We start from the raw sequence: 11,941 nt of genomic DNA on the forward strand, positions 1-11,941 counted from the left end.
TCGGTAGTGAAGTGCTTCCGGTTCGAAACACGAACAGGCATAACGAAGTCCATGATGGACCTTCCCCCGCTCTGAGCACCGGCTCCAGCAACAGAAAACCTGTCACACAACAGCCTGACACACAGGGCAATTCCGGCGATCTGGAGAGTTTCCGGCGAACTCGGCGGTTTGGCGATGGCGGCCGGCGACGGCGGCCGGCTCAGTGGCGTTCGAGGATGCCGGTGAGTGTGCCCCGGCCCAGGGTGTGCCGCGACAGCTTCGCTTCCAGGCTGCCCGGAGCGGTGTGCTCGTTCAGCCCCGACGGTGCAATGTCGAGCGCGTGGACGGTGATGACGTAGCGGTGCGGCCCGTGCCCGGGAGGCGGCGCGGCGCCCAGATAGCCGTGGAATCCGCCGTCGTTCCTTAGCTGAATGGCGCCCGCGGGAAGGAGGTGGCCGCCCTCGGCGCCCGCCCCTGCCGGCAGCGACGTGACGTCGGCGGGGACGTCCAGCACGGCCCAGTGCCAGAAGCCGCCGCGGCCCGGGGCGTCGGGGTCGAACATGGTGACTGCATAGCCCTTTGTGCCGGCCGGGGCGCCGCTCCAGCTCAGCTGCGGGGATTCGTCCTGGCCGCCGGCGCGCATCTTCCCGCTGCGCTGGGCAGGCGGGAGCGTCTGGCCCTCCGTGAAGGATTCACTACGGACAGGGAACACGGGAAAATCGTGGCGTGTCATGGCTGCCTTTCACTCACTGCAGGGGCGGGGCCCCCATTTCCACCCGTGCCATCTCCGCGCGGGTGGGCGGGTTGGCGCCGGCGCGGGACACGGTGACCGCCGCTGCCCGGGAGGCATGGGCGAGAAGATCGCGGAGACTTTCGGGGGAGAGTTCGCGCAGGGCCTCGCGGTTTTGTGCCCCGTCCAGGCCCAGGTCCACCACGCCGGACAGCAGCGCGGCCATGAACGAATCCCCTGCCCCGACTGTGTCCGCGACGCTGATCTCGGGGGCGGGGAACTGCGCCGCACCTGCAGCGTTGATGCCCCAGGGGCCCTTGCCGCCGCGGGTCACCACCACCATCGCGGGACCTTCGGAGCCGCCCAGCGCCAGCCAGCGGCGGGCCGAGTCCAGCGGGTCAACACCAGGGTAGAGCCATTCGAGGTCCTCGTCGGAGGCTTTCACAACGTCAGAGAGCGTCACGAACTTTTCGGCCTGCCCGCGGGCATAGTCCACGTCCGGGATGATGCTGGGGCGGCAATTGGGGTCAAAGCTGATAGTGGCGGACGGGTGGGCGCGTTCGACGGCGGCAAGCACGTCAGCGGCGCCGGGCGCCAGCATGGTGGCGATGGATCCGGTGTGCAGTAGCGTGGTTCCCTGGAGCAGGAACGGCAAGCGCGCCGCAACGCCGGGAAGCTCCCAGGCGAGGTCGAAGGTGTAGGTGGCGGCGCCGGCGTCGTCGATCAGTGCGGCGGCCACGCTGGTGGGCAGCTCGTCGGGTCCTAGCGGGAGCAGCACGGAGCTCGACTTCAGGTGCGCGGCCAGGGCCTCTCCATAGGCATCGCGGCCGTAGCGGCCAATGAACTGGACGGGATGGTCCAGCCGCGCCAGCCCTACCGCCACGTTGAGGGGGCTGCCGCCGACATGGGCCTGGACGCCGGAGGACCGCTGGACTACATCAACCAGCCCCTCGCCAATAACTGTGAGCATGACCATACTCTGCCAGAGAATCCGCTCCGGCGCCGTGTGTTGCGCGCACGGCCCGCAACCGCCTCGCTGCCCGCTCAGGCCGCCGTGGTGTCCAGGGCGATCCCGGCGGACGCGGCGTGGGCGAACCTGGCGTCGATGTGGACCACATCCCGGCCTGCCCGCGCCAGGAGGCTGGCGGCGATCCCGGCACGGTACCCGGAACCGCAGTGCACCCAGAGCTTCCCGGCAGGGACGTCCCCGAGGCGCAGCAACAGCTCGTGCAGCGGCACGTTGACCGCGCCCACAACGCGGGCGGCGGCGAATTCGTCGGCCCGGCGCACGTCCAGGACGGTGTCCCCAGGCGCCCGGTGCGCGAGCACGCCGTCCCAGCCCACGCGCGGGTAGGAGGCAAGGCCGGCCTGTGGCGCCAGGACCTCCGGCTCGGTTCCGACGGCGGCGTCCGGGGATTCGATGCCGATCCGGGAGAGGTCGCGGATGGCGCTCTCTATGTCTTCCCGCGAGCCCACCAGGGTCACCGGTTCACCCCACGGCAGCACCCAGCCGAGATAGGTGGTGAAACTGGAGCCGGAGCCATACTCAAAACTGACGCTGCCTTTGAGGTGGCTGCTGGCGAACGCCACCCGCCGCCGCACGTCCACCACCCACTCGCCGTCGTCCAACCGCCGGGTGAGCTCGGCGGCATCGAGCGATTCGGGAACGGCCAGCTCCGCAGGCCCCGGGCCCCGAAGGTTGGCCGGACTCATGTGGGCGTAGTACGACGGGTGGTCCGTGAGGTTGGCGATGAGCTGGCTGACGAAGTGGTCCTCGTCAGGGTCCGTCAGGGCATGGTTGGCGGCGAGCTGTTCGCCGATGGTCGAGGACCGGGCGCCCGTGGCGGGTCCCGAGGAGCAGAACGAGCCGAATCCGTGGGTCGGGAACAGCGCGGCACCACGGCCGGCCTCGGCGGCGAGGCGACGGACCGAGGCGTACTGGTCATGGGTCAAGCCGACCGTGTCCGCCTCGGCTACGAGGTCGGTGCGGCCCACGGAACCGTACAGCAGGCTGCCGCCCGAGAAGACGGCCCGCTTCCCGCCGTCGTCCACGATGAACGACATGTGGGTGTGCGTATGGCCCGGTGTGGCCACCGCCTTGACCGAGAGCGAGCCCACCCGGATCGTTTCGCCGTCGGAGATTGGCGTGCGCTCGAATGCCACGGGATCGGCGGCGTTCACGAGGTAGCTGGCGCCGTGGGCGCGGGCCAGGATCAGGCCGCCGGTGATGTAGTCATTGTGCAGGTGGGTCTCGGCCACGTGCGTGATGGAAACGCCGGCGTCGCGGGCGGCCGCCTCGATGCGGTCGGTGTCACGCTGCGGGTCGATCGCCAGCGCCACAGAGCCGTCGTGGACCAGGTAGCTGCGGTCCCCGAGTTGCGGGGTCTCGATAACGATGACTTCCATGGTCCCTCCGCTGAGGTCAGCCCTGTCAGGTCAGCCCCGGTTGACGGGGTGCCCCTCGTCCTGCCACTGCATGATCCCGCCGGTGACGTTGACGGCGTCGTACCCCTGGTCCTCCAGGTAGGTGGTGGCCTGGGCGCTGCGGCCCCCGGCGGCGCACATGACGTAGACGGTTCCGCTGGCCGGAACCTCGTCGAGGGACTGGACAAACCGTGAAAGCGGGATGCTCCTGGCGCCAGGAACGCGGACAGCGGCGTATTCGTCTTCCTCGCGGACGTCGACGATTTCGGTGGCGTCGCCCAGGGCGGCCAGGTCCTTGACGGAAATGCTCTTCATGCCTGTTCCTTTCGCGGGCGCCGGACGGCCCGGCGCGCGTATTCCAGCGAGACAATGATACCCCTTGGGGTATCATGCATGCTCTGGACGGCACGTCCTTGCCGCACCCTCAAATCTAGTCCGTCGGCCTGTCCTGTCCATCTGGCCCGCGGACTCCACTTAGTCTGCGGGACGGTCTTGCTGGTAGACGTCCGGGATGCCGTCGTGGTCCGAGTCGATCTTTTCTTCCTCCTCGGCCCGGCGGTACTGCTGGTTGCGGGCCCGGAGCACGCCGGTGGCGAGGAGCGCCGCGAGCACAGAGGCCGCGAGAATCCCCACCTTCGCGTGGTCTTCGTGGGCAGTACCTTGACCAAAGCTCAACTCAGCCAACAGCAGCGACACCGTGAAACCAATGCCGGCCAGGATCGAGAGGCCGAAGACGTCGATCCACTTGAAGGAGCCGTCCAGCCGGGCCCGCGTGACTTTGGTGATGAGCCATGTGGTGCCGAGGATCCCGGCCGGCTTTCCGGCCACGAGCGCCAGGATGATGCCCACCGCCACGGGATCCGTAAGGGCGGCACCGAGGCCCTGCCAGCCACCAATGACCACCCCGGCGGAAAAGAACGCGAAAACCGGGACGGCGATCCCGGCCGAAATCGGGCGGAACCGGTGTTCGAAGAGCTCCGCGAGCCCCGGGCCGGCTTCAGGGCCGCCGCTGGCCCGGGAGCGCTTGACGGGAATTGCAAACCCGAGCAGGACCCCGGCCACGGTTGCGTGGATGCCTGACGCGTGCACGAGCGCCCACGTCGCCGCGCCGAGCGGCAGCAGGATCACCCAGGCCGCCCATGCGTGCATGCCGAAGAACCGGCGGCATTTGTGCGCCAGGATTGTGTAGAGGCCCAGCGGGAGCAGGGCCAGCAGGAGCGGCTCGGGGTGGAGGTCGCTCGTGTAGAAGATCGCGATGATGGCGATGGCCAAGAGGTCGTCCACGACCGCGAGGGTCAGCAGGAAGATGCGCAGCGCACTGGGAAGGTGGGAACCGATGAGCGCCAACACCGCGACGGCGAAGGCGATGTCTGTGGCGGTGGGAATCGCCCAGCCGTGCAGGGTCTCGGGGCCTGAAAGGTTGACGACCGCGTAAATGAGCGCCGGAACGGCCACACCGCCCACGGCGGCGGCCACCGGAACCACGGATTTGCTCGGCTGGCGCAGATCGCCGGCGACAAATTCGCGCTTGAGTTCGAGCCCGACCAGGAAGAAGAAGATGGCCAGCAGGCCGTCGGCGGCCCAGGCGCCCAGGGTCAGGTCCAGATGCCAGGGCGCGTAGCCGACTTTCAAGTCGCGCAGCGCGAAGTAACTCTCCGAGGCCGGGGAGTTGGCCCAGACAAGGGCCACCGCCGCCGCGGCGACCAGCAGCGCGCCGCCCACGGTTTCCTTGCGGAGGATTTCGCCGATCCGCAGGGCCTCGGAGTAGCTGCCCCGGCCGATAACGGTGAGTCGAGGGGGTGTGGGAGTGGGTGGCAGGGCGCTCATGGAGTCCTCAAAGTGGGGTCGACGGAACTATGCCGACCAGACTTCCCGGCGCACCTGCGGTCCAGTGTATTCGCTTTCGCCGCCGTGGGACGCCGGGTGGACGCCGGACGAGTGCTTGGCTGGCGGCAGGGCGGGCGTCTGGCCGACAGCTTCACCGGCAGCCGGGCCGGCCGGATTTCAGGCCAACAGCTGCTGCACGAGTTCACGGCATTTCCGGTAGGCGGGTGCTTTCGGATCAATCAGCGCAAAGTGGTCGCCCGGGACCTTCAGCAACTGAACCGGCGCGCCGGCCGCCTTGGCTGCTCCGGCGTAGGTCTCGGACTGGCTCACCGGCACGGTGTCGTCTTCCGTACCGTGAACGGCATATACGGGCACGCCCAGCGGCACCGCGCTCATGGGGTCCGCATATCTATGACGCTTGGGATATTTCTCGGACGAGCCGCCCAGGAAGTTGCTGACGGCGCCGTTGCTGAGATTGAGCCGCTCGGCGGCCGCGAGGTTGAGCACCCCCGACTGACTGACGACGCCGGTAAGCTGCACCGCGCCGTCGTCGTCGCCTCGGCGCGTGAGCTGGCGGTCCGCATCCGGGGCGCCGAGCCCGGCGAGGCGGCTGCGTCCCGCCGCCCAGACCGCGAGGTGACCGCCGGCAGAGTGGCCCAGGGCCACCACCCGGTCCAGCCCGAGCCCGTGCTCGTCGGCGAGTTCACCGAGCTTGTCGATTCCGGCCAGGACGTCGGCAAAGGTGTTGGGCCAGCCTCCGCCGTTGCCGGCGCGCCGGTACTCCAGGTTCCAGGCTGCCATGCCGTGCGCGGCGAGGTCCTTGGCAAGGGGCTCCCCAAGTTCTGCGCCGTACTGCGAACGCCAGTACCCGCCATGGATCACCACCACCACACCCTTGGGCGCGGCCACTTCCGGGAGGAAGAGCTCACCCCACTGGCTGGGGTCCTCGCCATATTGGTACTTCTGCCTCTTCACAGCGTCCTCCTTGGGGCCCGGTGAACAGGCGGCGGAGATTGCCCCCAAAGTCACCGCCGCTGCGCCAGCGATCATAGTCCGCCGCCGCATTTCAGCCATGTGCTGAGCCTACCTTGGGCGCCAAGCGGCCCCGCGCAGGCCGGCCCCCTGCACGCCGCCCTTGCCCACCGCCCTTTGGCGGCGGCTGCGAAAGTGCCTGCGGGAGAGCCTGCGGCCCGGTGTCGGTGGTGCGCCGTAAGCTGGATCCATGGCGAGCAACTGGGACCGTTTGGACTTGAGCCTGCGCGATTCCGTGCAGGAAAACGTGGAACTCTACGAGCGGGTCCGGCCTGCCCTGAAGCTGGTCACCCGGGAGGTCCTGCTCACGCTGCGGACCATGCTCAAGGACACCGAGGTCACGCCGTTGTTCGTCACCGGCCGCACCAAGACGGTTGAATCCTTCCGCGAGAAAATTTCCCGCACGGAAGAACCGCTGGAGCCGGGCGGACCACCGGTGCTGAAGTTCCCGGACCCGTTCCGGACCCTGAACGACATGGTGGGCATCCGCGTGATCACCAAGCTTCCGGCGGAAAACGCGGTGGTGGCCAATCTGATTAAGCGCCAGCGCCAGCTCTTTGACTGCCGTGGGGACCGTGAAAAGGACATCGGCTCGATCGAGTCCGGCACCTACGGCTACTCCAGCCGGCACCTGATCCTGCGGACCATCCAGAACGAGGCCGTCAAGGACTACCAGCTGGCCTTCAACCCCGACATCCCGCCGAACGGCAGCTACTTCTTCGAGTGCCAGATCCGCACAGTGTTCGCCCACGCGTGGAGCGAAATCGAGCACGACATCCGCTTCAAGGCCGAGGACCCCCGGGCCTGGACCCCGCACTTCGACCGTCAGTTCACCGCCACGGCCGCCATGCTGGAGACCGTGGAGAGCGCGTTCTCGGACCTGCATGAGCGCTACGAGGAGGTCCGCGGTTACTGGGATGTGGACGGCGAGGGTGCCGCACCGCTGACGCCCAACCGGATCCGCGACGTCTGGCGGACCCTGCTGCCGCACGTGGACCGCAAGGTCGACGACGACTGGGGCTGGGCCGCGGAGCTCATGGCCGCCCACGGCCTCAACCAGACCATGCAGCTCGCCGGGCTGCTCAGCGCCAACCGGATCACCGAGGTCCGCAAGGCCCTGGACCACCGGTACTCCCCCGGCCCGGACCGGCTGCTCGATGACCTGCTGCTGTGGCAGTACGGCACTGAACACATCGAGCTCACCGCCGAGCCGGCCGACGCCGTCCCGCACCCCCGGCGCGACAGCCTCCTGCGGCGGCTTAAGCAGATCGAACGGTACCGGCTCACCCAGGGCTAGCGCGGGCGGGCCTGCGGACGCCTATGGCGCGCTCTGCCGCGCTCTGTTGCGCCCTGCCTGCCTGCCGAGTCTCCCCACCTTTGACACAGCTACGCCGGGACTCGCCGGCGATTCGGCGGGGCACGCCGGGCGTCGACTTCAAAGGTGGGGAAAGTCCGGCGTCGATTCCGGTGGAGACGGCTGGTATTCCTTGGTTCGATGGGCGCGGACGCCGCGTGCGGCTTATTTGTGGGCGTAGGTGAGGCAATCGGCGTTGTCGACCCCCGGGCCCACGTGAACTTCGGAGGCCTTGCACATCAGATGGTCGTTGTGGGTGCATTCAGTTCGCTGGCAGGCGCCGACGTCGGCCAGCACCTTGGGGAGCCCGCCGTGCACACCGATGTCGATGAAGGTCGCGCACGAGGCATGATCTTCAGCGCCGCCGACGGTAATGGCGGCCGCATTGCAATGGGAGTGGTCGTTGAAGGAGCAATTGTTCACGCTGCAGTCGGCTACGTGCGTCGTCATTGGGTCTTCCTCCATGCTCCGGCCACCCCGGCCGGGCGGCGCCGTGGTTCCACCGTAGGCCGCACCTGGGCAAACAAAAAGACCCAAACGTGTGACCTAATACCGGTCCGGACGGGCGCCCTGCCGGCTAGTTTCCGGCGCCGAGCTTGCCGGCCAGGCGTTCGCGCATCAGGGCGCTGGCCTCATTCAGGCCCACGACGTCGACGCTCTTGCCGTGCCGCCGGTACTTCTCAGTGATGGCATCCAAAGCTGCGATCGTGGAGGCGTCCCACAGGTGGGAGTCGCGCATATCAATGACCACGTGCTCCGGGTCCAACGCGTACTCGAACTGGGTGTAGAGGTCATTCGAGGAGGCGAAGAACAGTTCGCCGTCCACACGATACGTGGCGCGGCTGCCGCCGTCGTCCTCCGTCACCGAGCGCTCCACTGTGACGAAGTGGGCCACCCGCCGGGCGAACAGAACCATCGCAACAATGACGCCGACGCCGACGCCGATCGCCAGGTTGTGCGTGGCCACGGTCACCACCACGGTGGACGCCATGACCGCGGTTTCGCTCTTGGGCAGCGCCTTGAGCGTGGCGGGCCGGATGCTGTGCCAGTTGAACGTGGCGACGGAGACGAAGATCATGACGGCCACCAGCGCGGCCATCGGGATCAGGGACACGATATCTCCGAGGGCCACCACGAGGATGAGCAGGAAAACGCCGGCCAGGAGGGTGGAGATCCGGGTGCGGGCGCCGGAGGCTTTGACGTTGATCATGGTCTGGCCGATCATGGCGCAGCCGCCCATGCCGCCGAAGAAGCCGGTGACGATGTTCGCGACACCCTGCCCCCATGCCTCGCGGGTCTTGGGTGAACGCGTGTCCGTGATGTCATCGACGAGCTTCGCGGTCATGAGGGATTCGAGCAGCCCGACGAAGGCCATGGCCAGCGCGAACGGGAAGATGACCTGAAGCGTTTCGGGCGTGAACGGCACGCCTGGAAGGGACAGGGCGGGCAGCGAGTCCGGCAGTGCGCCCTTGTCCCCCACCGTAGGAACGCCGACGGCGGCCGTCACCGTGATGAATGTCAGGGCCAGAATGGCCACGAGGGGTGCGGGGACGGCTTTGGTGAGCCTGGGCAGGCCGAAGACGATCAGCAGGCCCAGGGCGGTGAGCGGGTAGACCAGCCATGGCACGCCGATCAGCTCGGGCACCTGCGACATGAAGATCAGGATGGCCAGGGCGTTCACAAAGCCCACCATGACCGGGCGCGGGATGAAGCGCATCAGTTTGGCCACGCCGGAGAGGCCCAGGACGATTTGGAACACGCCGGCCAGAATCACCGCCGCCACAAGGTAGTCCAGGCCGTGGGACTTCACGAGTGGGGCGGTCACCAGGGCGACGGCGCCGGTGGCAGCCGAGATCATCGCCGGACGGCCGCCGACGAAGGCGATCGTCACCGCCATCGTGAAGGACGCGAAGAGCCCGATCCTCGGGTCCACGCCGGCGATGATCGAGAAGGCGATCGCCTCAGGGATCAGGGCCAGCGCCACGACGAGTCCGCCCAGGACCTCGGTCTTGAGCCTGCGCGGGGACGTCAACGCACCTCGGACCGATTGCAGTTGCTCGGGCGTGAAGGCCGGGGCCTCCGCGTCGATACTGGTGGCCACCGCTGGCTCCGTTCGTGGCTAAGAAGGCGCAACGGCCTCCAGATTTCAAAGAATGTGCAGAATTCAGGGAATGTGGGGCGCTGCGTCGCGCCGGAGGGGCGGGGAGTTCGCCGATTTGGGCTCACCCACCCACTGAAACCCTACCCGTTGGGTTCTCCCGGCAGACGGATGCCCAAAAATCTGACATATTTGTCCGACAGGTGGTCACGAAGTGGCCAGTGCCCGGACGCCGGTGGCACCATTCTTGGATGCTTGAGGCAACTAAAATCCCCGATACCGTCCAGGACGCGAGCATCGCCGCAGGCGTCCCGGCCAATCCCGCCCTCGCCGCCGAGGCAAAGATCGCCCGCATCGCAGTAACGGTCTTCCCGATCCTCGTCGTGGTGGCCGGGCTCGCCGGTTTCCTGCTCCCCGGGGCGTTCAAACCCCTCGCACCCAGCGTGCCCTTCCTGCTGGGCATCATCATGTTCTGCATGGGCCTGACGCTGACCCCGCCGGATTTCGCCTCGGTGGCCAAGCGCCCCTGGGCCGTGGCCCTGGGAATCGTGGCGCACTACGTCATCATGCCGGGGGCCGGCTGGCTGATCGCCGTCGCCCTCCACCTCGAGCCGGAGCTTGCGGTGGGCCTGATCCTGGTGGGCTGCGCGCCGTCGGGCACGGCCTCCAACGTGATGGCGTTCCTCGCCAAGGGCGACGTGGCCCTGTCCGTGGCCGTCGCTTCCGTGTCCACCCTGATCGCCCCGATCGTGACGCCGCTGCTGGTGCTGTTCCTGGCCGGCTCGTACCTGAGAATCGACGCCGGCGGCATGGTCCAGGACATCGTCAAGACCGTCCTCCTGCCTGTCATTGCCGGCCTGCTGGCCCGCCTCTTCCTCCGCAAACTGGTGGCCAGGGTCCTCCCGGCGCTGCCGTGGGCCTCCGCCGTCGTAATTTCCCTGATCGTGGCGATCGTGGTGGCCGGCAGCGCGAGCAAGATCGTCGCCGCGGGCGGCATCGTGTTCCTCGCTGTGGTGCTGCACAACGGTTTCGGACTGGGCCTGGGCTACCTGGCCGGCAAGCTGGGACGCCTGGATGACAAGGCGCGCAGGGCCCTCGCCTTTGAGGTCGGTATGCAGAATTCCGGCCTGGCCGCCACCCTCGCCACGGCGCACTTCGGCGCGCTGGCAGCGCTGCCGTCTGCCGTCTTCTCCCTGTGGCACAACGTCTCCGGCGCGATCGTGGCCGCATGGCTGGCCCGGCGCCCCATCCGGGAAACCGCAACGCAGGAAACCGCAACGCAGGACACAGCACCGGAGGCCTCCGCGCCGAAAGCCTAGGCGCGACCTAGCCCCGGAGCCGGGCGAGCAGCAAAGCGACGGCGCGCTCGGCCAGGACCGCGGGCGTGTCCGTTCCGGCCGGGACCACATCGTATCCGCCCTGGACAGCGAGGCTGCCGGCCCCGGCGTCGTCCGTAATGAGCACCTGGGCCATGCCGCGGCCGGCGAGTTCCGCCATTGTCCCGGAGTCATCGCCAGTCGCCGGCGCGCAGGTGTGGATCACGCCGTCAGCGCCGCCGGAGAGCATGAACTGCCGCCAGCCCCCGCCCAGCAGGATGACCGCCTGGTAGCCGCGCTCCGGCAGGATCCCGGCCAGCAGCGTGGCGATAGCCCTGTCCCGCGGCTGTTCGAGGTCCGCGACGGCCACAACCACGAGCTCCGTGCGGCCCCGGCGCATTCCCCGGGCGGCACGGTTGGCCACGTAGCCAAGTTCGCGGACCGCGGAGTGCACCCGGTCCTGGGTGGCCTGGCTGATCCGGGTGGTGCCGCCGGAGCGGCCGGAGAGCACGTAGGAGACGGTGGTCAGGGAGACCCCGGCCGTCTCCGCGACGTCGCGGATGGTGGGCTTGGATCCATGCCGCACGAATTGCTCCCGGTACTTCGGCGCCGCGAATGCGCGGCGGTTGAGGCGATACTGGCACGGCGCGGAAGTCGCGCCGGCCTGTTCTGCACTCTATCGCCGGGACGGCCCCCGGCGTGACCCTACGGGCAGGTCCTTGGTGAATGCCAGCGGTCCGATGGTTTCCGGGTCCGCGGAGAGATCAAACTGTGCCTCGTAGCCGGTGTTCAGGTAAAGGTGTTTCGCCTCCGGCTGGCGGGGGCCGGTGGTCAGGTAGACCTTCCGGTAGCCGCGGCGGGCGGCCAGCGCCTCCAGTTCGGCGAGGACAAACCGGGCCAGTCCGCGGCGGCGATGTGCCGAATGCGTCCAGATCCGCTTGAACTCGGCGGTCTGCGGGCTATGCCGGCGGAAGGCACCGCCCGCCACGGACTCGCCGTTCTCGCGCACAATCAACAGGGCCCCGCCCGGGGCGGCGAATTCCTCGGCCGGGTAGCGGTTGAGTTCCTCCGCGGCGGCTCCCCTGCCGAAGAGGTTGCCGTAGCGGGTGTCATATTCGAGCGCGAGCTCATCCAGGAGCGGCCGGACCCTGGGATCGCTCATGGGGAGATTGAGGACCGTC

General features: G+C 68.4%; 12 protein-coding genes. 2 read left to right on the forward strand and 10 right to left on the reverse strand.

Going from position 1 to position 11,941, the window contains the following annotated elements; all coding sequences use genetic code 11:
* Nucleotides 1–199: 199 nt before the first annotated feature.
* From LQV16_RS21145 to LQV16_RS21170, 6 genes are all read right to left on the reverse strand, one after another.
* Complete coding sequence (locus tag LQV16_RS21145) at nucleotides 200–712, reverse strand: YbhB/YbcL family Raf kinase inhibitor-like protein (protein WP_229995821.1); 513 nt, start codon at nucleotides 710–712, stop codon at nucleotides 200–202.
* A gap of 13 nt (nucleotides 713–725) precedes the next feature.
* Nucleotides 726–1,679, reverse strand: a complete 954-nt coding sequence (locus LQV16_RS21150) for a carbohydrate kinase (RefSeq protein WP_229995822.1) — start codon at nucleotides 1,677–1,679, stop codon at nucleotides 726–728.
* A gap of 74 nt (nucleotides 1,680–1,753) precedes the next feature.
* Nucleotides 1,754–3,115, reverse strand: coding sequence for an MBL fold metallo-hydrolase (locus tag LQV16_RS21155; protein ID WP_229995823.1), 1,362 nt, complete (start codon nucleotides 3,113–3,115; stop codon nucleotides 1,754–1,756).
* 30 nt (nucleotides 3,116–3,145) lie between these two features.
* Nucleotides 3,146–3,448, reverse strand: coding sequence for a rhodanese-like domain-containing protein (locus LQV16_RS21160; protein WP_229995824.1), 303 nt, complete (start codon nucleotides 3,446–3,448; stop codon nucleotides 3,146–3,148).
* A 159-nt stretch (nucleotides 3,449–3,607) separates the two neighbouring features.
* Entirely contained in the window at nucleotides 3,608–4,960 is a 1,353-nt protein-coding gene (gene nhaA / locus LQV16_RS21165) for a Na+/H+ antiporter NhaA (protein ID WP_229995825.1), read from the reverse strand.
* Nucleotides 4,961–5,137: 177 nt separating this feature from the next.
* Nucleotides 5,138–5,935, reverse strand: coding sequence for an alpha/beta hydrolase (locus LQV16_RS21170; RefSeq protein ID WP_229995826.1), 798 nt, complete (start codon nucleotides 5,933–5,935; stop codon nucleotides 5,138–5,140).
* 247 nt (nucleotides 5,936–6,182) lie between these two features.
* Between LQV16_RS21170 and LQV16_RS21175 the strand changes: the two genes are divergently transcribed.
* Nucleotides 6,183–7,289 (forward strand): (p)ppGpp synthetase, encoded by a 1,107-nt coding sequence (locus LQV16_RS21175; protein WP_229995827.1) that lies wholly within the window; start codon nucleotides 6,183–6,185, stop codon nucleotides 7,287–7,289.
* Nucleotides 7,290–7,511: 222 nt separating this feature from the next.
* Here LQV16_RS21175 and LQV16_RS21180 read toward each other — a convergent pair whose 3' ends face one another.
* Nucleotides 7,512–7,796: a DUF1540 domain-containing protein gene (locus LQV16_RS21180; protein WP_229995828.1), complete on the reverse strand. Its 285-nt coding sequence runs from the start codon at nucleotides 7,794–7,796 to the stop codon at nucleotides 7,512–7,514.
* A gap of 127 nt (nucleotides 7,797–7,923) precedes the next feature.
* Nucleotides 7,924–9,447, reverse strand: coding sequence for a SulP family inorganic anion transporter (locus tag LQV16_RS21185; RefSeq protein ID WP_229995829.1), 1,524 nt, complete (start codon nucleotides 9,445–9,447; stop codon nucleotides 7,924–7,926).
* A 248-nt stretch (nucleotides 9,448–9,695) separates the two neighbouring features.
* Here LQV16_RS21185 and LQV16_RS21190 point away from each other — a divergent pair, with 248 nt between their 5' ends.
* Nucleotides 9,696–10,763: a bile acid:sodium symporter family protein gene (locus LQV16_RS21190; protein WP_229995830.1), complete on the forward strand. Its 1,068-nt coding sequence runs from the start codon at nucleotides 9,696–9,698 to the stop codon at nucleotides 10,761–10,763.
* A 7-nt stretch (nucleotides 10,764–10,770) separates the two neighbouring features.
* Here LQV16_RS21190 and LQV16_RS21195 read toward each other — a convergent pair whose 3' ends face one another.
* Nucleotides 10,771–11,346, reverse strand: coding sequence for a LacI family DNA-binding transcriptional regulator (locus LQV16_RS21195; protein ID WP_229995831.1), 576 nt, complete (start codon nucleotides 11,344–11,346; stop codon nucleotides 10,771–10,773).
* 90 nt (nucleotides 11,347–11,436) lie between these two features.
* Nucleotides 11,437–11,941 (reverse strand): GNAT family N-acetyltransferase (locus LQV16_RS21200; RefSeq protein WP_229995832.1); only part of this gene is annotated, 505 nt, incomplete at its 5' end.

The sequence above is a fragment of the Arthrobacter sp. Bi26 genome, assembly GCF_918697925.1.
Classification (GTDB): Bacteria; Actinomycetota; Actinomycetes; order Actinomycetales; family Micrococcaceae; genus Arthrobacter.

What these genes read in the sequence shown, in the direction of transcription:
- LQV16_RS21145 (WP_229995821.1), bottom strand. Translation starts at nt 712, where the DNA reads ATGACACGCCACGATTTTCCCGTGTTCCCTGTCCGTAGTGAATCCTTC.
- LQV16_RS21150 (WP_229995822.1), bottom strand. Translation starts at nt 1,679, where the DNA reads ATGCTCACAGTTATTGGCGAGGGGCTGGTTGATGTAGTCCAGCGGTCC.
- LQV16_RS21155 (WP_229995823.1), bottom strand. Translation starts at nt 3,115, where the DNA reads ATGGAAGTCATCGTTATCGAGACCCCGCAACTCGGGGACCGCAGCTAC.
- LQV16_RS21160 (WP_229995824.1), bottom strand. Translation starts at nt 3,448, where the DNA reads ATGAAGAGCATTTCCGTCAAGGACCTGGCCGCCCTGGGCGACGCCACC.
- nhaA (WP_229995825.1), bottom strand. Translation starts at nt 4,960, where the DNA reads ATGAGCGCCCTGCCACCCACTCCCACACCCCCTCGACTCACCGTTATC.
- LQV16_RS21175 (WP_229995827.1), top strand. Translation starts at nt 6,183, where the DNA reads ATGGCGAGCAACTGGGACCGTTTGGACTTGAGCCTGCGCGATTCCGTG.
- LQV16_RS21180 (WP_229995828.1), bottom strand. Translation starts at nt 7,796, where the DNA reads ATGACGACGCACGTAGCCGACTGCAGCGTGAACAATTGCTCCTTCAAC.
- LQV16_RS21190 (WP_229995830.1), top strand. Translation starts at nt 9,696, where the DNA reads ATGCTTGAGGCAACTAAAATCCCCGATACCGTCCAGGACGCGAGCATC.